This window comes from Paraburkholderia sp. BR13444 (assembly GCF_040948755.1).
GTDB lineage: Bacteria > Pseudomonadota > Gammaproteobacteria > Burkholderiales > Burkholderiaceae > Paraburkholderia > Paraburkholderia youngii.
The window spans coordinates 78936-104528 of the sequence record NZ_JBFPKM010000021.1; the positions used below are offsets into that span (position 1 = coordinate 78936).

Annotated in this window: 17 protein-coding genes; 3 read left to right on the forward strand and 14 right to left on the reverse strand. The window is 65.6% G+C overall.

Annotated elements, in window-relative coordinates; translation table 11 throughout:
• Positions 1 to 51: 51 nt before the first annotated feature.
• The 9 genes from bamA to rpsB all read right to left on the reverse strand — a co-directional run bounded on the left by bamA (position 52) and on the right by rpsB (position 10155).
• Positions 52 to 2364, reverse strand: coding sequence for an outer membrane protein assembly factor BamA (gene bamA / locus AB3X95_RS35305; protein WP_176124975.1), 2313 nt, complete (start codon positions 2362 to 2364; stop codon positions 52 to 54).
• A 67-nt stretch (positions 2365 to 2431) separates the two neighbouring features.
• Entirely contained in the window at positions 2432 to 3826 is a 1395-nt protein-coding gene (rseP, locus tag AB3X95_RS35310; protein WP_184228373.1) for an RIP metalloprotease RseP, read from the reverse strand.
• A gap of 7 nt (positions 3827 to 3833) precedes the next feature.
• On the reverse strand, positions 3834 to 5039 hold the full coding sequence (locus AB3X95_RS35315) for a 1-deoxy-D-xylulose-5-phosphate reductoisomerase (protein WP_368623686.1): 1206 nt from the start codon (positions 5037 to 5039) through the stop codon (positions 3834 to 3836).
• Between the two features lie 11 nt (positions 5040 to 5050).
• The gene (locus AB3X95_RS35320) at positions 5051 to 5872 is read right to left on the reverse strand and encodes a phosphatidate cytidylyltransferase (protein WP_368623687.1); all 822 of its coding nucleotides are present in this window, start codon (positions 5870 to 5872) and stop codon (positions 5051 to 5053) included.
• Positions 5866 to 6648, reverse strand: a complete 783-nt coding sequence (gene uppS, locus AB3X95_RS35325) for a polyprenyl diphosphate synthase (protein ID WP_176108288.1) — start codon at positions 6646 to 6648, stop codon at positions 5866 to 5868. The genes AB3X95_RS35320 and uppS overlap by 7 nt, the downstream gene beginning before the upstream one ends.
• 61 nt (positions 6649 to 6709) lie before the next feature.
• Positions 6710 to 7270, reverse strand: a complete 561-nt coding sequence (gene frr / locus AB3X95_RS35330) for a ribosome recycling factor (RefSeq protein WP_013089702.1) — start codon at positions 7268 to 7270, stop codon at positions 6710 to 6712.
• A 97-nt stretch (positions 7271 to 7367) separates the two neighbouring features.
• Complete coding sequence (gene pyrH, locus AB3X95_RS35335; protein WP_013089703.1) at positions 7368 to 8081, reverse strand: UMP kinase; 714 nt, start codon at positions 8079 to 8081, stop codon at positions 7368 to 7370.
• A 222-nt stretch (positions 8082 to 8303) separates the two neighbouring features.
• A complete protein-coding gene (gene tsf, locus AB3X95_RS35340) occupies positions 8304 to 9185 on the reverse strand; it encodes a translation elongation factor Ts (protein WP_176124970.1) in 882 nt (293 codons plus the stop codon).
• 217 nt (positions 9186 to 9402) lie between these two features.
• Positions 9403 to 10155 (reverse strand): 30S ribosomal protein S2, encoded by a 753-nt coding sequence (gene rpsB / locus AB3X95_RS35345; protein ID WP_013089705.1) that lies wholly within the window; start codon positions 10153 to 10155, stop codon positions 9403 to 9405.
• Between the two features lie 482 nt (positions 10156 to 10637).
• Between rpsB and map the strand changes: the two genes are divergently transcribed.
• Genes map through AB3X95_RS35360 form a run of 3 tightly spaced genes read left to right on the forward strand, consistent with a single transcriptional unit; the run spans position 10638 to position 16180 of the window.
• The gene (gene map, locus AB3X95_RS35350; RefSeq protein ID WP_309235153.1) at positions 10638 to 11522 is read left to right on the forward strand and encodes a type I methionyl aminopeptidase; all 885 of its coding nucleotides are present in this window, start codon (positions 10638 to 10640) and stop codon (positions 11520 to 11522) included.
• A gap of 29 nt (positions 11523 to 11551) precedes the next feature.
• Positions 11552 to 14131, forward strand: coding sequence for a [protein-PII] uridylyltransferase (locus AB3X95_RS35355; protein WP_176124969.1), 2580 nt, complete (start codon positions 11552 to 11554; stop codon positions 14129 to 14131).
• A 6-nt stretch (positions 14132 to 14137) separates the two neighbouring features.
• Positions 14138 to 16180 (forward strand): pseudouridine synthase, encoded by a 2043-nt coding sequence (locus tag AB3X95_RS35360; protein WP_368623688.1) that lies wholly within the window; start codon positions 14138 to 14140, stop codon positions 16178 to 16180.
• 96 nt (positions 16181 to 16276) lie between these two features.
• Here AB3X95_RS35360 and def read toward each other — a convergent pair whose 3' ends face one another.
• The 5 genes from def to AB3X95_RS35385 form a co-directional block, all read right to left on the reverse strand.
• Positions 16277 to 16810, reverse strand: coding sequence for a peptide deformylase (gene def / locus AB3X95_RS35365; protein WP_176108283.1), 534 nt, complete (start codon positions 16808 to 16810; stop codon positions 16277 to 16279).
• Positions 16810 to 18873 (reverse strand): NAD-dependent DNA ligase LigA, encoded by a 2064-nt coding sequence (ligA, locus tag AB3X95_RS35370; protein WP_368623689.1) that lies wholly within the window; start codon positions 18871 to 18873, stop codon positions 16810 to 16812. The genes def and ligA overlap by 1 nt, the downstream gene beginning before the upstream one ends.
• A 168-nt stretch (positions 18874 to 19041) precedes the next feature.
• Complete coding sequence (locus AB3X95_RS35375) at positions 19042 to 20358, reverse strand: cell division protein ZipA C-terminal FtsZ-binding domain-containing protein (RefSeq protein ID WP_176368950.1); 1317 nt, start codon at positions 20356 to 20358, stop codon at positions 19042 to 19044.
• A gap of 113 nt (positions 20359 to 20471) precedes the next feature.
• The gene (gene smc / locus AB3X95_RS35380) at positions 20472 to 23990 is read right to left on the reverse strand and encodes a chromosome segregation protein SMC (RefSeq protein WP_368623690.1); all 3519 of its coding nucleotides are present in this window, start codon (positions 23988 to 23990) and stop codon (positions 20472 to 20474) included.
• A 180-nt stretch (positions 23991 to 24170) separates the two neighbouring features.
• Entirely contained in the window at positions 24171 to 25220 is a 1050-nt protein-coding gene (locus AB3X95_RS35385) for a DMT family transporter (protein ID WP_368623691.1), read from the reverse strand.
• Between the last annotated feature and the right edge of the window lie 373 nt (positions 25221 to 25593).

The following is a 25593-nucleotide window of genomic DNA, read 5'->3' on the forward strand; positions in this document are numbered from 1 at the left end:
GCCGGGAGCGCCCGCCGCCGCAGCCGGCCGCCGGGAGCGCCCGCCGCCCAATCAGAACGCGGTCCCGATCTGGAACTGGAACTTCTGATACTGGTCGCCCGTGTGCTTCGTGAGCGGGAAGCCAAGGCTCAACTTGAGCGGACCGATCGGCGAGATCCACGCGAGACCCACACCGTAGCCGTAACGCAGACCGTTCGCGCCGGTCGACGTCGCTGCCGTGCTCGCGTCCGCCCAGACGTTACCAGCGTCCAGGAAGGTGAACACACGCAGCGTGCGGTCATAACCGGTCCCGGGCAGCGGGAACGTCAACTCGATATTGCCGACCAGCAGCTTCGAGCCGCCGATCGGGTCGCCGGTCGTTTTGTCACGCGGACCCAGTGAGCTCGGCTCGTAACCACGCACCGAACCGATACCGCCCGCGTAATAGTTCTTGAAGATAGGGTAAGGCTTGCCGGAAAGGCCGTTACCATAGCCGCCCTGGAAGTTGAAGCCCAGCACAAAGCCGCGCGCAAACGAGTAATAGTACTGCGCGTTGATGTCGGCCTTGTAGTACTGGGTGCCGCCGATCGGCGTGCCGTATTCTGCGTTCGCCTGCGTGAAGTAGCCGCGGCTTGGCACGAGCGCGCTGTCGCGCGCATCGCGCGACCATCCAATCGTAAGCGGCACGTTGTTCGAGACCCGGCCGAAGTCAGTCACGTATTGCTTATATGAAGCCGGGGTATTTGCATCGACGTCCAGCTGGTTCTGTTCGAAGCCCGCGCCGAAGTACACGGTATCGACTTCGGAAAACGGAATGCCGAACTTCAGGTCGCCGCCCATCGTGACGATCTTGAAGCTCGAATCGGTCGAGTAGTACAGCGGCTGGTACGTACGGTAGTAGACGTCGGTGATCCGCTTGATGCCGTCAACCGTGAAGTACGGGTCGACCTGCGTGACCGTCAGCGTACGGTACGTCTTCGCGGTATTGATGTTCACCGCGAGGCTCGTGCCGGAGCCGAACACGTTGTCCTGCGAGATACCCGCCGACAGCACCACCTTGTCCGTCGACGAGAAACCTGCGCCGAGCGTAATCGCGCCGGTCGGCTTTTCGGCGACCTTCACGTCGATGTCGACCTGGTCGGGCGTGCCTTCGACCGGCACCGTGGTCACGTCGACGTCGGTGAAGTAACCGAGACGATTGATGCGGTCTTTCGACAGCGAGAGGCGGTTCGAATCGAACCACGAACTTTCGAGCTGGCGCATTTCGCGGCGCACCACTTCGTCGCGCGTGCGCGTGTTGCCGACCACGTTGATGCGGCGCACATACACGCGACGGCTCGGGTCGACCTGCAGGGTCAGGTCCACCGTGTGGTTGTTCTGGTCGATCTGAGGCTGGGCATTGACGGTCGCGAACGCGTAACCGTATTCGCCGAGCTTGTCGACGATCGCCTTCGTGGTGGCCTGCAGCTTTTCGGCCGAAAAGCGGTCGCCCGGCTTGATCTTGATGAGCTTCTTCAGCTCCGCTTCGCGGTCGAGCAGATTGCCGGCGAGGCGGATGTTCGAAATCGTGTACGGCTGGCCTTCATGCAGCGTGATGGTCAGGTACATGTCCTTCTTGTCCGGCGAGATCGACACCTGGGTCGATTCGATGCTGAACTCGAGGAAGCCGCGATTCAGGTAGAACGAGCGAAGGTTCTCGAGGTCGCCGGTGAGCTTGTCTTTCGCGTACAGGTCGTTCTTGGTGTACCACGAGAACCAGTTCGGCGTGGACAACTGCATTTCGTCGCGCAGCGTGCCGGTGCTGAATGTCTTGTTGCCGATGAAGTTGATCTGGCGGATCTTCGCGCTCGGACCTTCGGCCACCGAGAACAGGATGCCGACGCGGTTGCGGTCGATCGGCGTGATCGTCGTGGTGACTTCGGCCGCGTAGAAACCGCGTGTCAGGTACTGGCGCTTCAATTCCTGCTCGGCCTTGTCGACCAGCGCCTTGTCGAAGTAGCGGCCTTGCGACAGCCCGACCGCGCGCAGCGCCTTGATCAGGTTGTCCTTTTCGAACTCGTGGATGCCGGCGAAGTCGATCGTGCCGATGGCCGGGCGCTCCTGCACCTGCACCACCACCACGTTGCCTTCGGTTGCGATCTTGACGTCGTTGAAGAAGCCCGTCGCGTACAGCGCGCGAATCGCTTCAGAGGCCTTGTCGTCGGAAAAGGTATCGCCTTGTTTGATGGGCAGGTACGCGAACACCGTACCTGGTTCGACGCGTTGCAATCCCTCAATGCGAATGTCTTGCACCACGAAGGGCGTCGTTGCATGAGCAACCAGCCCATGCGCGGCGAACGCCGCGGCTATAACCGTCTTTGGACCAAAGCGATGAGGTTTGAACAACGTGCTTCCCCAGTGTGTATAGCTGCATCAGGCCTGGCGGCCGCCCTCGAGAACGCCGCCGGACACTTTAAAAATGGATTAAACGAGCCAGATCGTTGAACAGCGCAATCGCCGACAACGCGACGATGCAGGCAAGACCCGCCCTCTGAAAAACGAGTTGCCAGCGATCAGAGACAACTTTACCGGTCACAGCTTCAACCAAATAATATAACAGATGACCCCCGTCCAATACCGGAATTGGTAGCAGGTTCAGCACGCCAAGGCTAATGCTGACAAGGGCCAGGAACGACAAAAACGCGGAAGGACCCAGACGTGCGCTCTTTCCCGCGTAGTCGGCGATCGTCACCGGACCGGACAGGTTCTTCAGCGATGCCTCGCCGACGATCATCCGGCCAAACATCCGCACCGAGTACACCGCGAGATCCCACGTGCGGCGCGCGCCGAGGCGCAGGCTGTCGAGCGGGCCGTAGCGCACTTCGATCGACGGCACCTGGGTCGCCAGCTCCGCGCCGATGCGGCCGATCTGCTGCCCGCTCGCCGCATCGCGCTGCAGTTGCGGCACGATCGTGATCTCTTCGAGCGCGCCCGCCGTATGGCCGCCGCGGCCGCCGCGCTCCACCCGCAGCGTGACCGGCACGCCGGCGTGCGATTTTACAAAGGCGATGAAGGCCGCGGCATTATCGGTCGGCGTACCGTTGATCGCGCGCAGCCGGTCGCCCGCGACGAGCCCCGCCTTCTGCGCGGCGCTGCCCGCCTGTACGCCGGCCACCGTCAGCCTGCCGCCACCTGGCTCGAAGCCGAGGCGCGACATCAGATCGTCGTCGACGTCTTTCTCGCCGATGCCGCGCAGGTCCATCGGAAAATCGGAGGTGCCGTGCGCGTCTTTTGCACTGAGCACGATGCGCTGCTGATCGAACGCGGCACCGAGCAGCTTCCAGCGCAGATCCGACCACGAGCGCACTGGCTCGGTCTCGTCGCTATGGCCGGTGCGCACACCGACGATCGTCTCGCCGCCCTCGAAGCCCGCCAGCGCGGCGGGTGTATTCGGCGCGGGCGTGGCGATCACGGCCGCCGGTTCGGTCACGCCAGTGGCGAACACGAGTGCGAACAGCACGATCGCAAGCAGGAAATTCGCGACCGGACCGGCCACGACGATCGCGAAGCGCCGCCACACCGACTGGCGATTGAACGCATGCGGCAGATCCGCGTCGGCAACCGAGCCGGGGCCGGCCTCGCGCTCGTCGAGCATCTTCACGTAGCCGCCTAGCGGCAGCGCGGCAATCGTCCACTCGGTGCCCGTCTTCCGACTGACCCACTGAACCAGCGGCTTGCCGAAGCCAATCGAAAAACGCAGCACCTTCACACCGCACAGACGCGCGACGCTGTAGTGCCCGTACTCGTGGACCACCACGAGTACGCCAATCGCAACCGCGAAAGCGAGCAGTTCGATCAGCAGATTCATAAACGCCTCACTGGACGGCGCGTTCCGTGCGACGGACGCCGTCGGGCAGACGCGCGATGAATTCGGTAGCAACACGGCGCGCCGCGGCGTCCGCTTCGATGACGTCGTCGAGCGCGTGCGCGCTGCGGTTCGGTAATGCGTTCAGCACCGAGTCGACCACCTGCGCAATCGCCATGAAGCCGATGCGGCGCGCGAGGAACGCCTCCACCGCGATCTCGTTGGCGGCGTTCAACGCCGCGCTCGCGACACCGCCTGCGGCCAGCGCCTTCATCGCGAGCGCGAGGCACGGGAAGCGCGCGTAGTCGGGTTTTTCGAACGACAGCGACGCAATCTCCGCGAGATCGAGCTGCGCGACGCCGGAATCGACGCGATCCGGAAACGCGAGTGCGTGCGCGATCGGCGTGCGCATGTCGGGGTTGCCGAGCTGCGCGAGCACCGAGCCGTCCGCATACGACACCAGCGAATGGATCACGCTCTGCGGATGGATCAGCACGTCGATGCGCTCGCCGGGCAGATTGAACAGCCAATGAGCCTCGATCACTTCGAGGCCCTTGTTCATCATCGTCGCCGAGTCGACCGAGATCTTGCGGCCCATCACCCAGTTCGGATGCTTGCAGGCTTCGTCAGGCGTCACGTCGACGAGCGTGGCCGGTTCGCGGGTGCGAAAGGGGCCGCCCGACGCGGTCAGGATGATCTTCGAGACGCCGCCATGGAGCGATGCTTCGCGCGGCAGGCATTGAAAAATTGCGTTGTGTTCGCTGTCGACGGGCAGCAGGACCGCGCCGTTGTCGTGCACCGCGTCCATGAAGATCGCGCCGGACATCACCAGCGCTTCCTTGTTCGCGAGCAGAATGCGTTTGCCGGAGCGGGCCGCGGCGAGGCTGGGCGCGAGACCCGCTGCGCCGACGATCGCCGCGACCACCGTGTCGCAGCCCTCGCTCCTCGCGACGTCGACGAGCGCCTGCGGCCCGTACGTGACCTCCGTCTTGCTGCCCGCATCGCGCAGCTTCGCGGCGACCTTCGCGGCCGTGTCGGCGTCGCCGACCACCGCCACTTCGGGCGCGAAGCGCAGGCATTGCTCGACGAGCTTGTCGCCATTGCGATGCGCGCTCAGCGCGTAAATGGAAAAACGCTCGGGATGGCGCGCGACCACGTCGAGCGTGCTGTCTCCAATCGAGCCCGTGGAACCGAGCAATGTCAGACGTTTTTGCATATCTCTTTTCTCTAGCCGAGCAGCAGCATCGCGAGCGGCAGCACCGGCAACAATGCGTCGATGCGATCGAGCACGCCGCCGTGCCCCGGCAACAGGCCGCTCGAGTCTTTGACGCCGGCCTGGCGTTTCATCATCGATTCGAACAGATCACCGACCACGCTGAAAACCACCAGCAGGGTCAGCGCGAACACCGTGCGTAACGCGCCCAGTTGCGCCAGCAGCGCAGAATACAGGGTCGGCTCGAACGCGTGCAAAAAGATCGCCGCCGCCGCGACGATCATGACCAGCAACCAGCCGCCGATCGCGCCCTCCCAGGTTTTACCCGGACTGATGGCGGGTGCCAGCTTGTGCTTGCCAAACGCCTTCCCCGAGAAGTATGCGCCGATATCGGCGAGCCATACCAACAGCAGCAGCGACAGAACGAACGGCACACCGAGCATGCGCGCGGCGACGAGAGCATGCCAGCACGCGATGAAACCGACGATACCGGCAAGAAACAGAAAGGCGCGCCACGCGCCCTGCGCGAGCACCGGCTTGCGCAGCAGCACGAAAGGACCGCCGATCACCCAGAAAATCGCCGCCGCCTGGAAGAATGGCCGCGCATGCTCCGTGCCAATGCCCAGCCGCGTGCTGGTGACCAGCCCGAGCGCCGCGACGAGCGCGTACAGCACCGGACCCGCGCCGCCGAGTTTCAGCAGGCGCGCCCACTCCCACGCGGCGAACACGACCACGAACGCGATCAGCGCGCCGAACGCGCCGACCGGCGCGAACAGCGTGACAGGCAGGAACACCGCCAGCAGCACGATCGCCGTGATGACACGGGTTTTTAGCATGGAAGCGAATCGACGTTCTGCGATTGCGGCTCGAGCTGAGCACTGGTGCGGCCGAAGCGGCGTTCCCGCTCGGCGTACGAAGCGATGGCATGACCGAGCGCGTCGGCGTCGAAATCCGGCCAGAACGTGTCGGTGAAATAGAACTCGGTGTAGGCGAGCTGCCACAGCAGGAAGTTGCTGACGCGGCGCTCGCCGCCGGTGCGGATGAACAGGTCGGGCTCGGGCGCATAAGCCATCGACAGATGCTCGGCGAACGCGTCCTCGTTGACCTCGACCGGTTTGCCGGCCGCAGCCGCCTGCTCGACGAGCTTGCGGGTGGCCTGCATGATGTCCCAGCGACCGCCGTAGTTCGCGGCGATGGTCAGCGTAAGACGGGTATTGCGCGCGGTCTTGGTTTCCGCTCGCTTGATCAGATCACGGATCTTGTCGTCGAAACGCTCGAGATCGCCGACCACGCGCAAACGGATGCCGTTCGCGTGCAGCTTGCCGATCTCGCGCTCGAGCGCGGTGACGAACAGGCGCATCAGGAACGACACCTCCTCGTTCGGACGGCGCCAGTTCTCCGAACTGAACGCGAACAGCGTCAGATATTCGACGCCCCGCCGCGCGCACGCCTCGACGGCCGCCCGCACCGCGTCGACGCCGCGCGTATGGCCCGCCACGCGCGGCAGACGCCGCTGGGTGGCCCAACGGCCGTTGCCATCCATGATGATCGCGATATGTCGCGGCACCGCGGCGACTTCAGGCACGCGCACGGTCGAGCTGGTATAGGTCATGGCCGTCGGGACAGTAATGCCAGTAAAGAAGTGGAAATCAGAAAGACTGAGCCGAACGGCGTCAGACCGTCATGATCTCGGCTTCTTTCGTCGTGACGAGCTTGTCGATTTCAGCGACGAACTTGTCCGTCAGCTTCTGGACGTCGTCGCCGGCACGACGCTCATCGTCTTCCGAAATTTCCTTGTCCTTGACGAGCTTCTTCAGTTGCTCGTTGGCGTCGCGACGCAGGTTGCGCACGGCCACCTTGGCCGTTTCAGCTTCGCTGCGCACGACCTTGGTCAGCTCGCGGCGACGCTCTTCGGTCAGCGCGGGCATCGGAACGCGAATCACGTCGCCGTGCGTGGCCGGGTTCAGACCGAGGTCCGATTCGCGGATCGCCTTTTCGACGACCTGAACCATCTTCTTTTCCCACGGCTGCACGCCGATCGTGCGAGCGTCGATCAGCGTCAGGTTCGCGACCTGCGAAATCGGCACCGGCGAGCCGTAGTAGTCGCACTGGATATGATCGAGCAGGCCCGTGTGCGCACGGCCAGTGCGGATCTTCGACAGGTCGTTCTTGAACGCGTCGATGGAGCGCTGCATCTTCTGTTCAGCGCCCTTCCTGATATCAGCCACAGACATTTTTAAACCTCCGAACCTTCAAAACGGTGCGAGCCGCCCGGCACGCGCGATGCGGCGGCCCGGGCTCGCGTCAAAGCCCATGTAATGTAAACGAAGTTTACACGTGGACGAGGGTGCCCTCGTCCTCACCTAGCACGATGCGCTTCAGCGCACCGGGTTTGACGATCGAAAACACGCGGATCGGCAGCTTCTGGTCGCGGCACAGCGCAAAAGCCGTCGCGTCCATCACCTGCAGATTGCGGCCGATTGCCTCGTCGAAGCTGATCGTGGTGTAACGGGTCGCGCTCGAATCCTTCTTCGGGTCGGCCGAATAGACGCCGTCCACCTTGGTTGCCTTCAGCACCACTTCCGCGCCGATTTCCGAGCCGCGCAATGCAGCGGCCGTGTCGGTCGTGAAGAACGGGTTGCCGGTACCGGCCGCGAAAATCACGACCTTACCTTCCTCGAGCTGGCGGATCGCGCGGGGCCGGATATACGGCTCGACGACCTGGTCCATGCGCAGCGCGGACTGCACGCGCGCCTCGATGCCAGCATGGCGCATCGCGTCCTGCAGCGCCAGCGCGTTCATCATCGTGGCGAGCATACCCATGTAGTCGGCAGTCGCGCGGTCCATACCCGCCGCGCCGCCCGCGACGCCGCGAAAGATATTGCCGCCACCGATCACCACGGCCAGCTGCGTTCCGAGACGGACCACTTCGGCCACGTCCGCCACCATTCGTTCGATGGTCGCGCGATTGATGCCGAAGGCATCGTCGCCCATCAGAGCTTCACCGGAGAGTTTGAGCAGGACGCGTTTATAGGCAGTGGGCATAGAGGTATCCAGATCGCGCAGAACAGGGCAACAACAAGGGACTAATGTAGGGGTGAAATACTGATTCGGGCAAGCTCCGCCAAATTGGCGAACCCAAAGGTTCGCCAGCGGCGGCCGCGCGGCGAGGGTCAACCCGTGCGCGGCCTTGCGGTGCTGCCGACCGCGGCGAGGTCTTGCCTCGCCGCGGGTCCAAACGGTACGGCGGTGAAACTTAGCTAACGCTTATTGTTGCTTTGCAGCAGCGACCTGAGCGGCCACTTCCGCAGCGAAGTCGTCCTGCTTCTTCTCGATGCCTTCGCCGACCACGAACAGTGCGAACTTCTGCACGCTCGAGTTAGCCGCCTTCAGCATCTGCTCGATCGTCTGCTTGTCGTTCTTAACGAACGTCTGGTTCAGCAGCGACACTTCCTTCAGGTACTTCTGCACGCTGCCATCGACCATTTTGGCGACGATTTCAGCCGGCTTGCCCGATTCGGCAGCCTTCTGTTCAGCGATGCTGCGCTCCTTGGCGATCAGGTCCGCCGGAACGTCGTCCGACGACAGCGAAACCGGCTTCATCGCGGCGATGTGCATTGCCACGTCCTTGCCGACCTGCTCGTCCGCGCCGGTGTACTCGACCAGCACGCCGATGCGCGTGCCGTGCAGGTACGCGGCCAGCTTGTTGGCGGTTTCGAAGCGCTCGAAACGGCGGATCGACATGTTTTCGCCGATCTTGCCGACCAGCGCGAGACGGACTGCGTCGACGGTCGAGCCGTCGAGCGGGAGCGCCGACAGCGCGGCGACGTCAGCCGGGTTTTGCGTCGCGACGAGCTCGGCGACTTTCTTCGAAAACGCGAGGAAGTCGTCGTTCTTCGAGACGAAGTCGGTTTCGCAGTTCAGCTCGACGAGCGAACCAGCGTTGCCGCCGATGAACGATGCGACCACGCCTTCAGCCGTCACGCGCGATGCCGCCTTGCTCGCCTTGTTGCCGAGCTTCACACGCAGCAGCTCTTCAGCGCGCGCCAGATCGCCGTCGGCTTCCGTCAGCGCCTTCTTGCATTCCATCATCGGCGCGTCGGTCTTCGCGCGCAGTTCTGCAACCATGCTTGCGGTAATTGCCGCCATCATTTGCTCCTTGAGTTCTGTCTGTCACATGCCGCCCGCACTTCGATGCCGGCGGCAGGAATTCGTTTCAGCGTTTTCGCGTATTTTTGCGAGCGACGCGTGCCACGCCACCTCGAGCACTCTGCCAGATGTCCGTTACAACATCTGTTACAAGCGTCGCGGCTTAAAAAAAGGGGGCCTGTAGAAAGCCCCCTTTTATGTCGGACACTGGGCAGCCTTACGCTTCCGGGTTGACCTCGACGAACTCGTCGCCGTCGCCGCCACGTGCTGCCTGGACCACTTCGTTGACCGCATTGGCACGGCCTTCGAGGATCGCGTCGGCCACACCAGCCGCGTACAGGGCGACGGCCTTGCTGGCGTCGTCGTTACCCGGGATCACGTAGTCCACACCTTCCGGCGAGTGGTTCGTATCGACCACGGCGATGACCGGAATGCCGAGCTTGTTCGCCTCGGTCACGGCAATCTTGTGGTAGCCGACGTCAACCACGAAGATCGCGTCCGGAATGCCGCCCATGTCCTTCACGCCGCCGATCGACTTCTGCAGCTTGGCCATTTCGCGCTCGAACAGCAGCGCTTCCTTCTTGCTCATGCGCTCGGTTTCACCGGCTTCCAGCGCCGCTTCCATGTCCTTCAGGCGCTTGATCGATACCTTCAGCGTCTTGAAGTTGGTCAGCATACCGCCGAGCCAGCGTGCGTTCACGAACGGCATGCCAGCGCGCTGCGCTTCCTGGGCGATCGTGTCGCGCGATTGACGCTTCGTACCGACGAACAGGATCGTGCCGCGGTTCGATGCCAGCTGACGCGCGTACTTCAGCGCGTCGTTGTACATCGGCAGCGTCTTTTCGAGGTTGATGATGTGAATCTTGTTGCGATGACCGAAAATGAAGGGAGCCATCTTCGGGTTCCAGAAGCGGGTCTGGTGACCGAAGTGGACACCTGCTTCCAGCATTTGACGCATCGTAACTGCCATGAAATTCTCCACGAGGGTTGGGTCTTAAGCCGGCTGCCGTATCGGCCGCGCCCGCCTTTGTTTTGGCTGGAACGCGGCGACACCCTGGGTGCGCCGGTTTGCGAATTGGTTGCCTGACACTGCTTTCTCCAGCTCACGACGTCAGCAACCGGATTGCCGCGAGAAGCCGGTTCCGCCCAGTTTCCATGCGCGAATTTGCGGACTCGCGAATAAAAGCGGACTAGGACCGACTTAGCCAAAGAGTATAGCACGCGACTATCGACCGACTCAACCGACCCAACCACCGGCGGATAGCCAGGCGCACTGGAGCGCACAGCCGGGCTCCGAATCCGGGCTCGGCGCCCTATGGCCCACCAATTGGCCGATTTTGATCACTTTTAGCCCATTACCGCCTGATCCAGCGCAACGAGCCCGCCCCCACTGCTGTAAAATGGCTCGATTCCGCCACCCGCGGGGGATCGTCAAGGATCGACCGGCATTCCGTGTGCACCAGACGCCCTCCGCCAGGCCACCGCAACACCCAGCAAGCCTTATCCAGCAAGGCTTCCGAGGAAACCATGGCTATCACCATCAAAAACGAAGACGACATCGCGAAGATGCGCGTCGCCTGTCGGCTCGCGAGCGAAGTGCTCGACTACATCACGCCGTTCGTCAAGGCCGGCGTCACCACTGGCGAGCTCGACCGCCTGTGCCACGAATACATGCTGAAGGACCAGGGCACGGTCCCCGCGCCGCTGAATTACCAGCCGCCCGGCTACCCGCCGTACCCGAAAGCCACCTGCATTTCCGTCAACGACGTGATCTGCCACGGGATTCCCGGCGACAAGGCCCTGAAAAACGGCGACGCGCTGAACATCGACATCACGGTCATCAAGGACGGCTACTTCGGCGACACCAGCCGCATGTTCATCGTCGGCGAAGGGTCGATCATGGCGAGGCGCCTCGTGCAGGCTACCTTCGAGTGCATGTGGCTCGGCATCGACCAGGTGCGCCCCGGCGCGCATCTCGGCGACATCGGCTATGCGATCCAGAAGCACGCCGAAGGCCTCGGCTACAGCGTGGTGCGCGAATATTGCGGCCACGGCATCGGCACCGTGTTCCATGAAGATCCGCAGATCCTGCACTATGGCCGCCCCGGTACCGGCCTCGAATTGCAGGCCGGCATGATTTTCACGATCGAGCCGATGATCAACGCCGGCCGCCGCGACATCCGCACGATGCCCGACCAGTGGACCGTCAAGACCAAGGACCGCAGCCTGTCCGCGCAGTGGGAGCATACCGTCCTCGTCACGGAGACCGGCTACGACGTGCTGACCGTGTCGGCCGGTACGCCCGCGCGTCCGCCCGTGGTCGCGGCTACCGCCTGACCGATTCCGATCTCACCTTCCGTCTGCCAATGAGTAGCGTTCCAGCCGTCGCCCCCTCCCATGCCTCGTCGCTCAAGGCGGACTACAAAGTGGCCAAAGCCCAGTTGCTGGAACGCTTTCGAACGGCCACCAACGTCGACGCGTTGATGGCTGCGCTCGCGCGCGCCACGGACCATTCGCTGCGCGCCGCCTGGGACACCTGCGAACTGCCCGACGATCTCGCACTCGTCGCGGTCGGCGGCTACGGGCGCGGCGAACTCGCGCCGCACTCCGACATCGACATCCTGGTGCTGTTGCCCGACACGCGGCTCGAGCATCTGGAGGCGCGCATCGAGCGCTTCATCAGCCTCGCGTGGGATCTCGGGCTGGAACTCGGCAGCAGCGTGCGCAGCGTGTCGCAATGCCTCGAGGAAGCGGCCAACGACGTCACGGTGCGTACCTCGCTGCTGGAAGCCCGTCGCATCACCGGCAGCACCGCGCTGTTCGACGATTTCGCCCAACGCTACCGTGCAGCGCTCGACCCGAAGGCGTTCTTCCAGGCTAAGGTGCTCGAAATGCGCCAGCGTCACGCGAAGTTTCAGGACACGCCGTACGCGCTCGAGCCGAACATCAAGGAAAGCCCGGGCGGGCTGCGCGACCTGCAGCTGATCCTGTGGATCACGCAGGCGGCCGGGTTCGGCAGCAGTTGGCGCGAGCTCGAAGCGCGCGGACTGATCACCGAGCGCGAGGCGCGCGAGCTGCGCCGCAACGAGAGCTTCCTGAAGGCGCTGCGCGCGCGGCTGCATGTGATCGCCGGGCGCCGCCAGGACATCCTGGTGTTCGACCTGCAAACGCCGGTCGCCGAAAGCTTCGGCTTCAATCCGACCGCGACCAAGCGCGCGAGCGAGCAACTGATGCGCCGCTACTACTGGGCCGCGAAAGCGGTCACGCAGCTCGCGACGATCCTGATCCAGAACATCGAGGCGCAGCTGTTTCCGAGCACGAGCGGCATCACGCGCGTGCTGTCGGATCGCTTCGTCGAAAAGCAGGGCATGCTCGAAATCACGTCCGACGACGTGTTCCAGCGCGAGCCGAACGCGATCCTCGAAGCGTTCCTGCTTTACGAGCGCACCCCCGGCGTGAAGGGTCTGTCGGCGCGCACGCTGCGCGCGATCTACAACGCTCGTGACGTGATGGACCAGCATTGGCGGCGCGACCCGGAGAACCGCCGGCTTTTCATGGAAATCCTGAAACAGCCGGCCGGCATCACGCATGCGTTCCGGCTGATGAACCAGACCAGCGTGCTCGGGCGTTATCTGCTGAATTTCCGGCGCATCGTCGGGCAGATGCAGCACGACCTGTATCACGTGTACACCGTCGATCAGCACATCCTGATGGTGCTGCGCAATCTGCGCCGCTTCGCGATCGCCGAGCATGCCCACGAATACCCGTTCTGCAGCCAATTGATTGCCAACTTCGACCGGCCGTGGGTGCTGTACGTGGCCGCGCTGTTTCATGACATCGCCAAGGGCCGCGGCGGCGATCATTCCACGCTGGGCATGGCCGACGCGCGGCGCTTCTGCCGGCAGCACGGCATCGAAGGCGAGGATGGCGAGCTGGTCGTGTGGCTCGTGCAGCAGCATCTGACGATGAGCCAGGTCGCGCAGAAGCAGGACACCAGCGACCCCGAAGTGATCAAGCGCTTCGCCGAACTGGTCGGCACCGAGCGGCGTCTGACCGCGCTCTATCTGCTGACCGTTGCCGACATCCGCGGTACCAGCCCGAAGGTCTGGAACACGTGGAAAGGCAAGCTGCTCGAAGACCTCTACCGCACCAGCCTCGCCGTGCTGGGCGGCGCTCAACCGGACGAGCATTCGGAACTGAAGTCGCGCAAGGAAGAAGCGCTCGCGCTGCTGCGTCTGGAAACCGTGCCGGAAGGCGCGCAACGGGCGCTGTGGGACAAGCTCGACGTCGGCTACTTCCTGCGCCACGACGCGGCGGACATCGCGTGGCAGACCCGCGTGCTGTACCGCCACGTCGAAACGCCGACGCCGCTCGTGCGCGCGCGGCCGTCGCCGATCGGCGAGGCGCTGCAGGTGCTCGTCTACGTGAAGGACCAGCCCGATCTGTTCGCGGGCATCTGCGCGTATTTCGACCGCAACGGCCTGTCGGTGCTCGATGCGCGCGTCAGCACGACGCGCCACGGCTACGCGCTCGACAACTTCCTCGTCACGCACACCGAAGAGGACGTGCACTATCGCGACATCGCCAATCTGGTCGAGCAGGAACTGACCGCACGTCTCGCGGGCCACGGCACCTTGCTGCCGGGACCGTCGAAGGGCCGGCTGTCGCGGCTGTCGCGCACCTTCCCGATTACGCCGCGTGTCGACCTGCGGGCCGATGAGCGCGGCCAATACTACATCCTGTCCGTGTCGGCGAACGACCGGCCGGGCCTTCTTTATTCCATCGCGCGCGTGCTGGCCGAGCACCGGGTCGGCGTCGCCTCGGCGCGGATCAATACGCTCGGCGAACGCGTCGAGGACGTGTTCCTGCTCGAAGGACACAGCCTGTCGGACAACCGCCTGCAAATTCAGGTCGAGACCGAACTGCTGCGCGCGATCGCAGTGTGAGATTTCATGCGAATCAAATTAACAGCGAAGCATCCGCGGCCGGCGTCGTCCGAACGCGCCCCTGTCCGCCCCGGCAGCGCGTCGGCGCGTAAGCCGACCCGTCCAGCGCGGCCGAAGCCTTTCGAGGCCGAGGGTGGCGCGAAGCGGCCGGTCGGCGCGAAGCCGGCGGACGCCGGTGCACGCGCGCCGCGTGCCGAAGGGTCGGGTCCGCGCGAACGGGGTGCGGCTGCCGCGGGCGCACCGCGCCGCTTTGAAGGTGCGGCTGAGCGTGGCGAACGCGGAGAACGCCCACCGCGTCGTTTTGAGGGCAGCGCTGAGCGTGGCGAACGCGCCCCCCGGCGCGAATTCGGCGAGCGGAGTGAACGCGCGCCGCGTCGCTTCGAAGGCGGCGCTGAGCGTCGAGAACGCGCCCCCCGGCGCGAATCCGGCGAGCGGACTGAACGCGCGCCGCGTCGCTTCGAAGGCGGCGCCGAGCGTGGCGAACGCGCCCCACGGCGCGAATCCGGCGAGCGGAGCGAACGCGCGCCGCGTCGCTTCGAAGGCAGTGCTGAGCGTGGCGAACGCGCTCCACGGCGCGAATTCGGCGAGCGTGGCGAACCAGCACGGCGTCGCTTCGAAGGCGGCGCTGAGCGCGGCGAACGCGCGCCCCGTCGCGAATTCGGCGAGCGCACAGGACGCGCGCCGCGTCGTTTCGAGGGCAATGCGGAGCGCGGCGAGCGCTCACCGCGCCGCGACGACGGCGAACGCCGTCCGTTCAGCGGTCCGCGCGCAGGCGCAGGCAGACCGTCGGAAGGCAGCGGGCGTGACGACCGCCCGGTGCGCCGGGAGCGCGATGCCGCCGATCGTCCGCGCTTCGGTAGCGATCGCGGTGAGCCGCAGCAGCGTCGCGGTGGTGATCGAGGCGAGCGCAGCGAGCGCGCCCCGCGCCGCTTCGAAGGCGAGCGTGGCGAGCGCAGCTTCGGGAAACCCGCAAAAGGCGGCTACGGCGAGCGCACCGAGCGTCCGGCGCGCGCCCCGCGTGAGGACCGCGGCGAGCGCGGTGCACGCGGCGACTGGACGCCCTCGCGTCGCGAGTCCGGCGACCGCGCCGCACGCGGCGGTGAACGTACCGAGCGTCGCGAGCGCCCTGCGCGCAGCTTCGACGACACGCTGCCAGCCGCAAACCGCCGCTTCGGCGACGACCGGCCCGCCCGCGCCGCCAAGCCGCGAACGTCGGCATCGGCAACGGCCCAACCCGTCGACACCACCATCGACACCCCGCACCCGCCCCGCCGCGATCGCGAAGACGCGCCGGGCATGCTGCGTTTGTCGAAGCTGATGTCCAAGCTCGGCCTGTGCTCGCGCCGCGAGGCCGACGAGTGGATCGAGAAAGGCTGGGTCATGGTCGACGGCGAGCGCGTCGACACGCTCGGCACCAAGGTGTTCCCGGATCAGCGCATCGACATCGATCCAGCCGCCGAAGCCTTTCAGTCGAGCCAGGTGACCGTGATCGTCCACAAGCCGGTCGGCCTCGTATCGGGACAGGCGGAGGACGGCTATCAGCCGGCCATCACGCTCGTCACGCCGGAAAATCGCTGGGAAGGCGACCATTCGGGCATCCGCTTCTCGGTGTCGCATCTGCGCCAGCTCGCGCCGGCCGGACGTCTCGACATCGATTCGACGGGCCTGCTGGTGCTGACGCAAGATGGCCGCATCGCGAAGCAACTGATCGGCGGTCACTCGGACGTGGACAAGGAGTATCTGGTGCGTGTCGCCTACGGCGATCACACGGTCGACGTCGAAAGCCACTTCCCGCCCGAAAAACTCGCGCTGCTGCGCCACGGCCTGTCGCTAGACGACGTCGCGCTCAAGCCCGCGCAAGTCAGCTGGCAAAACGGCGAGCAGCTGCGTTTCGTGCTGCGCGAAGGCAAGAAGCGTCAGATTCGCCGCATGTGCGAACTGGTCGGTCTCGAAGTGGTGGGCCTGAAGCGCGTGCGCATGGGCAACGTGATGCTCGGCGCGCTGCCGCCGGGACAGTGGCGCTATCTGTCGGAAGACGAGTCGTTCTGAAGTCCGTCCAATGCGCCTCGTTGCTCAGAGCGGGCGCATCGGCATAACAAAAAACCCACGCACTTAGGCGTGGGTTTTTTGTTGGCGGCAGCCGTGTCAGTCGTCGCTATTCGGATCGAGATCGGGGAACAGGACCTCGGTAAAGCCGAATTTCGAGAAATCGGTAATCCGCATTGGATACAGCTTGCCGATCAGATGATCGCATTCGTGCTGCACGACCCGTGCATGAAAGCCCTCGGCGACCCGGTCGATCGGATTGCCGAACTGATCGAAGCCGTGATAGCGGATCATCGAAAACCGGCTCACCACGCCGCGCAGTCCCGGCACCGACAGGCAGCCTTCCCAGCTCTCTTCCATGTCCTGCGACACCGGCGTAATGGTCGGATTGATCAGCACCGTCTCCGGCACCGGAGGCGCGTCTGGATAGCGCTCGTTCGAACCGAAGCCGAAAATCACCACCTGCAGATCAACGCCGATCTGCGGTGCCGCAAGACCCGCGCCATTCGCCGCGTGCATGGTCTCGAACATGTCTTCCACGAGCCGGTGCAGCTCGGGCGTGTCGAAGTGATCGACCGGCTCGGCGATTCGCAGCAGGCGCGGGTCGCCCATCTTCAGAATGTCGTGAATCATCAGTGCCCCTCCAGGAGCTTGCGCATACCATCTTCGTCGAGTACGGGGATGCCGAGTTCCTCGGCCTTCGCGAGTTTGCTGCCCGCGTCGGCGCCCGCCACCACGTAACTGGTTTTCTTCGAAACGGACCCCGCCACCTTCGCGCCGGCCGCTTCGAGCATTTCCTTCGCGTCCTCGCGCGACAGGTTCGGCAGCGTGCCGGTCAACACGACCGTCTGGCCGGCCAGCACGCCCTGCGGCGCCTTCGGCGCGGGCGGCCCCTCGGGCCATGTGACTCTGCCCGGCGCGCGCAGCTGCTCGATCACCGTGCGGTTGTGGTCCTCGGCGAAGAACTGGTGGATCGATTCGGCGACGACCGGCCCCACATCGTTGACTTCGAGCAGCGCTTCCAGCGACGCATCCATGATCGGATCGAGCGAGCCGAAGTGCTTCGCAAGATCCTTCGCGGTCGATTCGCCGACATGGCGAATCCCCAGCGCGTAGATAAAGCGCGCGAGCGTCGTGTGCTTGGCTTTTTCGAGCGAGTCGAGCAGGTTCTGCGCCGATTTATCGGCGAAGCGGTCGAGCTCCGCGAGCGTCGCGAAGCCGAGATTGAACAGATCGGCCGGCGTGCGGACCAGGTTCTGCTCGACCAGCTGATCGATGATCTTCTCGCCGAGGCCGTCGATATCGAGCGCGCGACGCTGCGCGAAGTGCCACAGTGCCTGCTTGCGCTGCGCCGGACAGAAGAGCCCGCCCGTGCAGCGGGCAATCGCCTCGTCGGGCAGCCGCTCGATCGCCGAGCCGCACACCGGGCACTGCGTCGGCATCACGAACTCGCGAGCGTCGGCCGGACGACGCTCGAGCAGCGCGCTGACCACCTCCGGAATCACGTCGCCGGCGCGCCGCACGATCACCGTGTCGCCGATGCGGATGTCCTTGCGGCGCACCTCGTCTTCGTTGTGCAAGGTCGCGTTCGTGACCGTCGCGCCGCCGACGAACACCGGCTCCAGCCGCGCGACCGGCGTGATCGCGCCGGTGCGGCCGACCTGCACGTCGATCGCGACGAGCTTCGTCAGCGCTTCCTGTGCGGGGAATTTGTGCGCGAGCGCGAAGCGCGGCGCGCGCGACACGAAGCCGAGCCTGTCCTGCTCGTCGCGCCGGTTGACCTTGTAGACGACGCCGTCGATGTCGTACGGCAGCCTGTCGCGCTTCTCGCCGACCGCGTGGAAGAAGCCGAGCAGGCCTTCGGCGCCCTGCACGACCGCGCGCTCGCCATTGACCGGCAAGCCCATTTCCTTGTACCAGTCGAGCAGTTCGCTATGCGTGGCCGGCATCTCGATGCCGTCGAGCACGCCGATTCCATACGCGAAAAACGACAGCGGCCGCTGCGCGGTGATCTTCGAATCGAGCTGGCGCAAGCTGCCCGCCGCCGCGTTGCGCGGGTTCGCGAATTCGCGTTGCCCGGCGGCGCGCTGGCGTTCGTTCAGGCGCTCGAAGTCGCGCTTGAACATCAACACTTCGCCGCGCACGTCGAGCACGTGCGGCACGCGCTTGCCCTTCAGCTTCAGCGGAATCGAGCGGATCGTGCGGACGTTTTCGGTGACGTTCTCGCCAGTCGTGCCGTCGCCGCGCGTGGACGCCTGCACGAACACGCCGTCGACGTAGCGCAGCGAGATCGCGAGACCGTCGAATTTCAGCTCGGTCGCGTAGTCGACGGGGACCGGCGGCTCGCTCGCGTTGTTGCCGAGCGCGTCGCCGATGCGCTTGTCGAACGCGACGATGTCTTCGTCGGCGAAACCGTTGTTCAGCGACAGCATCGGCTGATCGTGCACGACCGGCTCGAAACCGCTCGCGGCCTCACCGCCGACGCGCTGCGTCGGCGAATCGGGCACGATCAGATCCGGATGCTCGGCCTCGATGCGCTCCAGCTCCTTGAACAGCTTGTCGTACTCGGCATCCGGCAGCTCCGGCTGATCGAGCACGTAGTACGCGTAGTTCGCGCGTTCGAGTTCCGCGCGCAACCACGCGGCCCGTTCGGCCGGAGTGCTGGTTGCGGAAGAAGGGACGGAGGATCGGGCCATGCTGTCGGAAGCTTCTCGATAATGAAAGTCGGACATCGGATTATCGCAGGAAGCGTGCCCCTTTACATCGGTGAATACCGCGCGAGCCATGCTGCAATGCAAGCCTGAAACGACGACGGCCGCACATCGTGCGGCCGTCGTCAAAACGCGTAGAACGCTGAAATGGACTTACTGGCTGAACAGGCGCCGCGTGGCCGGCGAACCCGCCGGAATGCCCGCCTGTTCGAGCTTCGCGTACAGCGTCATCAACTGTTTTTCGATCGCGAGCAGCGCGCTTTCGGGCAACGGCCGGCGGCCGTCGTCGACCACGCGTCCGCCGATACGCTCGGCCAGCGACTTCGCGTAATCGCACATCAGACGGAACGGCAGAATGTCTTCGTCGGCGACCGGGACGTCGAGCACCAGCGTGATCATCTCGCCGCCTTTATACGTAAGGTCGTCGCGCAGGAAGTTGGTGTCGCCGAACTGCAGCATGAATACCGGGTTTTGCCGCGAGTCGAGCTTGACGAAGCGCGTGCCATCACGCGACAGCAGCAGACCGTCCTGCGACGCGACCGCCTGCACGTAGTTGGCCGACCACGGTGCGCCGTCCGACAGCACGTTGATCGACAGCTGCGCGTCGCACTGGGCGGCAAAGCCATCGAGCTCGCGCGCCATCGCGACGGTTTCTAGCATGTCGGGGAATTCCGGCGCGGCGTCGAGCGCGTCGGCGAACTGCTGCACGCCGGTCACGAACTCGGAAAATTCCAGCTCGTTGAGCGCGCCGCTGCGATTTGCGAGCTGCGCGGCCGCGCGCAGTTCTTCGTAGCGCGTGCCGTTCTGCAGCAGCTCCCATGCGCCGCCGCCTTCGGGCTTGCCTTCGATATGCACGGGCTTGCTGCCCGCGCGACGCAAGCGCTGCGCGAGCGGCAGCACCTTGTCGCCGGCCACGGGTCCGTTCAGCCGGATCGGCACGATACAGTCGATGCGCCGGTCGACGATGGCCGGTGGCGCCGACGAGATCGTCGTGGCGGCCGGCAGGATCGGTTCGACCCGCTCGTGCTCGGCGGGCGCCGGCTGGGCCGCGGGCGCCTCGGCCGCGGGTCGCTCCACGTCGGCGTCCGAAGCCGCCGCATGCTCGCCTTCGCCGCCGGTATCGGAATCCGCCAACGGATAACCGTTCGGCGACGTCATCTCGGCCTGGATATCAGCCGGTGTATCGAGCGGCGCCGCGCCCGCGCCGAACGTCGGCTCGACGCGCGCGGCGCTCGGGTGCGCGGTCGCCTCGGCGCTCACGGTGGGCTCGCGCCGCGTGGTCGGCCGGGCCGGCTCGATGAACGGGCTCTGCTCCTCATGCTCGTCCCGCGCAAAGCTCTCGGCGGTGTCGGCCGGCATCGGCCGCGGCATCTTGCGACGCACCTTCGCGCCCTGCCACGCGTTGTACACGACCACGCCCCCCACCACCACGGCACCCGCGCCGATCAAACCGAGTGTCAACTCGTCCATGCATGCTCCATCAGCAATTCTTCTATCCACGCGGGCCTGTCGTCCGCTCCACGTACCGCGCGGCTCTCTTCGAGGCCGCTGCGCTGGATGCGGATGCCCGCGAAGGCGTTAACTCAAACGATATTCTGGGCGAAACCCGCCGCCGTTTCCATGTCGACCGCAACGATCCGCGAGACGCCCTGCTCCTGCATCGTCACGCCGATCAGCTGCTGCGCCATCTCCATCGCGATCTTGTTGTGCGAGATGAACAGGAACTGGGTTTTGTCCGACATCGCCCGGACCAGATTCGCGAAGCGTTCCGTGTTGGCGTCGTCGAGTGGCGCGTCCACCTCGTCGAGCAGACAGAATGGCGCCGGATTCAGCTGGAACATCGCGAACACGAGCGCGGTCGCCGTCAGCGCTTTCTCGCCGCCCGACAGCAGGTGAATCGTCGAATTCTTCTTGCCCGGCGGCTGCGCCATCACCTGCACGCCGGCGTCGAGGATTTCGTCGCCGGTCATGATCAGCTTCGCCTGGCCGCCACCGAAGAGACGCGGGAACAGTTCGCCGAAATGACGGTTCACTTCATCGAACGTGCTTTGCAGCAGCGTGCGCGTTTCGGCGTCGATCTTGCGGATCGCGTCTTCGAGCGTTTCGATCGCGCTCGTCAGGTCGGCCGACTGCGAATCGAGGAAGCTCTTGCGCTCGGTCGCGGCCTTCAGCTCGTCGAGCGCGGCCATGTTGACCGGCCCGAGCGCGATGATCGCGTTGTTGATGCGCGTGACTTCGCCCTGCAGGTACGACGGCTTCATGTCCGGCGTCAGCTTCGCTTGCAGCTCGGCTTCATCGACCCCGGCCGCGGTCAATTGCTCAACGAACTGCTCGCCGTTGATGCGCGCGGCCTGCTCCTTCAACTGCAATTCGTTAATGCGGTCGCGCAGCGGCTGCAGCGCGCGCTCGGCGGTGAGGCGCGTTTCGTCGGCCGAGCGCAGCTTCGCGGTCAGGTCGTCGAGCTCGACGCGCGCGGCGCGCAGCGCCTCTTCCTTGACGGCGCGGATATCGAGCGCGTCCTGCAGACCGGTGTGCGCGGTCTGCTCGTTGATCGTTTCGAGCTCGGCGCGCGCGTCTTCGAGCGAGCCCGCAACGCGCTCGCTCTGCTCGTGCGCGACCTGAATGCTGCGCTTCAATTCGTCGATGCGGTTCGCCATGTTGCGCGCGGCAAAGCGCGCGTCGGTGGCGGCGCGGTCGAGGTCGCGTGCTTCGCCGCGGGCGGTCGTCAGTTCTTCGTCGAGTGCTTCGAAGGCGAGCTGATGGTCTTCGAAGCGCGCCTGCAGTTCGGCAAGCTCGCCGTCGTGACGCTCGAAGTTCGCTTCCGATTCCGCGCGCAGCGCACGCTGCTCGTCGACCTGGGCGGCGATCTCTTCGAGTTCCTCGCGAATCTGCGTGCTGCGCTGTGTGTAGCGCTCGTGCGCCTGGGTGAGCTTCAGCACGTCCATCTGCAACGCGTGGACCCGCTGCGTCGCGCGTTCGGCTTGCTGACGCATTTCGGCGAGCGCCTGCGCGGCTTGCGTGTGCGCGGCTTCGGCGCGGATCGCGGCGGCCTTCGCCTCGTCGGCGAGCAGCGCCTGCGCACGCACCTGGCGGCCGAGATTTTCGATTTCCTGCTGACGGGCGAGCATGCCGGCCTGTTCGGAATCGGCCGCGTACAGTTGCACGCCGACGCGCGTGACCACGTGCCCCGCCTTCACCACGAATGCGCCGCCCTCGGGCAGCTGCGCGCGCATCGAAAGCGCCTGCTGCAGATCGTCGGCGACGAACGCAAGGCCGAGCCAGTCGGTCAGCACCGCGCGGATACCCGCGTCCTCGATGCGCACGAGCGACAAAAGCGAGCGCAGCGCGCCGGCGGACGGGGCCGGCTGAGCGGCCGCGGGCGGTGCGTAGAACGCGAGCTTGGCGGGGGGCGCGTCGGTTGCGAACGCCTTGACCCAGTCGAGATTCGACACTTCGAGCGCGGCGAGGCGCTCGCGCAGCACCGCTTCGAGCGCGGTTTCCCAACCGGCCTCGACATGCAGCTTCTTCCATAGACGCGGCAGGCTGCCCAATTCGTGCTTGTCGAGCCACGGCTGGATCTTGCCTTCGGTCTGCACGTTTTCCTGCAGCTGCTTGAGCGCGGCGAGGCGCGCATCGAGCTGATGAATCTGCGCGCTTTCGGCCTGCACGCGCTCCTGCGCGGCGCGCCGTTCGCCGTCGAGCCGCGGCAGTGTTTCCTGCGCGTCGGCGAGGCGTCCCTGCGCGTCGTGCAGGATTTCCTCGTGCTCGGCGAGCTGCATGCGCAACTCCTCGAGCTGCGCTTCGTCGGGCGCGTCGAGGCCGCCCTCTTCCGATTTCAGCCGCTCCTGGCGCTGCTGCAGTTGCTGCAATTGCTGATCGGCATTGCGCTGATGCGCGGCTTCGAGCTTCAGCGCCTGCTCGGTCTGCGCGATGCCGGCGCGCTCGGTGTTCAGCTCCGCCTGCGCGTCGCGCCAGCGCGCTTCGAGCGCGGGCAGCGCGTCGTGCTTGGCGGCGGCGTTCTCTTCGGCCAGCACGGCTTTTTCTTCGGCGACGGCCAGTTGTTCTTCGGCGTCGGCGATATCGTCCTGCGCCTTGTCAGCCTGCGATTGCCACTGTTCGCGCTGCGCGGTCAGCGCGGCGATCTGCGCCTGCACGCGGTTGCGCGATTCGACGATGAAGCGGATCTCGGCTTCCAGCCGGCTCACTTCCGCGTTCGCCTCGTACAGCGCGCCCTGAGCGCCCTGCATCGCGTCGCTCGCCGAGTAATGCGCGACGCGCAGCGTTTCGAGTTCCGCCTCGACTTCGCGCAGCTTCGCGGTTTGCGCCTCGAGGTCGATCTGCGCCTGTTCGATCGCGCGTTGCTGACGCTGCTGCTCGCCAGCCGCCTCGTTCTTGCGCAATAGCCACAAGAGACGCTGCTTTTCCTCGCCATCGCTTTGCAGCTCGCGATAACGCGTCGCGACAACCGCCTGCCCCTCCAGCTTCTCGAGGTTCGTGCCGAGCTCGCGGATGATGTCCTCGACGCGCGTCAGGTTCTCGCGCGTGTCGTGCAGACGGTTCTCGGTCTCGCGGCGGCGTTCCTTGTACTTCGACACGCCGGCGGCTTCTTCGAGGAACACGCGCAGCTCTTCGGGCTTCGCCTCGATCAGCCGCGCGATCATGCCCTGCCCGATGATCGCGTACGCGCGCGGACCCAGGCCGGTGCCGAGGAAGATGTCCTGGATGTCGCGGCGGCGCGCCGGCAGATTGTTGATGTAGTAGCTCGAGGTGCCGTCGCGCGTCAGCACGCGCTTCACGGCGATCTCCGCATATTGGCCCCACTGGCCGGCGGCGCGGCCGTCCGCGTTGTCGAACACGAGTTCGACGCTCGCGCGGCTGCCGGGCTTGCGGGCGGTCGAGCCGTTGAAGATCACGTCCTGCATCGACTCGCCGCGCAATTCAGAGGCGCGCGATTCGCCGAGCACCCAGCGCACGGCGTCGATGATGTTGGATTTGCCGCACCCGTTCGGACCAACCACGCCAACCAGCTGGCCTGGGACCTGGAAATGCGTGGGATCGACGAAGGATTTGAAGCCAGCGAGTTTGATCGAGGTGAGCCGCACGGCGATTTCGCTGTTTGAAAAGAGTGTGTGATAGGTGGCTCGCGAGGTTGCGCCAGTCGTTCACCGCCGCGGCGGGACGGCCCCACGCAACCTCGCGAGCCTTCGCAATTTGGTTGCCGGCTGCATGCGCCCATGCACATCGGAGGCACAGGTGCGCATGCGCCGGCTAATGAGGGGGAATCATACCATCGCGCGTGGACGATTCTTACCGCCCTTTCGGTGGTCGTCGCTGTCGCCGTCACGGCCGCGTTCGTCACCGCGTTGCTCACCGCACGGGCCACCGCGTCCATCGTCGCCGCTCGGCCCGTCCGTGTCGCCGATGGCCGGATCGGGGGGCGCCGTCCTCGTCCGATGCACCCAGCTCGATAACGCCGATGCGAGCACGATGCACGCGCCGCCGGCCCATTCGCGCGGCCCCGGTACTTCGCCGGCGAACAGCCACGCCGACAGCGCCGTCACGACCAGCTCGAACAGCATGATGATCGAAGCGCGATTGGCCGGCACGCGCGAGAGCCCGTACTGCACCAGCATATTGTTCGACGCGAGCAGCAGACCGAGACCGAGCACCAGCAGCGCCGCGGTATCCAGATGCGCGCCGGTGGGCGGCGCGGGCATCGGCTCGATGAGCGACGCGAGCGCGCCGAACAGCGCCGCGCCGCCGAAGACCACCGCGGTGCGCATTTCGGGCTTCATGTCCGGCAGCACGCGGCTCGTCTTCAGGATCAGCACATTGCTCATCGCGAAGCCCATGCCGCCGGCGAGCCCGGCCCATTCGGCGGGATTGCCGGGCACCGGAATGCCGAGCCGCGGCGACCACAGCATCGTCATCGCGCCCGCGAGCGACAGCGCGGCCAGCGCCGCGCCCGACCACGTGAGCCTCTCATGCAGGATGAAATGTGCGAACAGCGCGGTCCACGCGGGCGTCAGATAGAACAGCAGCAGCACGCGCATCACCTGGCCGTGGATCGCGCCCCACACGAAGCCGAGATTCGTGACGCCCGCGGCCAGCGCGAGCGCCGGCAGCAGCCAGTGCCATCGCACGGTCTTCAGCGCGCGATGCCGCACGAGCAGCACGAACAGGCAGCCGGTGCCGCTCGTCAGCGCGCTCGCTGCGGTGCCGGTCACGCCGAGCGCGGCGAGCATGCGCAGCGGGTACCAGACCATCCCCCACACCGACGCGCCCAGCATGATCGCGAGCGTCGGCCAGCCGTTGCGAAGCCAGTTGGTCATGGGGCCGGACTCCGACGGGCGCCGTGGGCGGGTCGGATGAGGGTCCAGCCGGGTGTCTGCTGCTCTGCTGCGTACATTGCTGCTCCTGCAAATTCTTTTACGCGAACCGTAGGGGATTCGCGCCGTTCCCGCCGCGGCGCGCCGGTGCGCCGCCTCGCGGATTGCTGCCGCGCCGCGCGGCAACCTCCCGCTTGGCCCGCGGGCGCGCCACGCTATAATCGTCCGTTCGCCGCCGCTGGTGGCTGGCTCGCCGCCGGCCAGTCCATCGCGCGCAGGGACGCCGATGCAGGGACGCCGATTCATGTTCGATGCACCGACGCCCGCCGGCGCGCGTGCCCGGTCGTCCCGACTTTCATCCGCGTCCATTCCGATC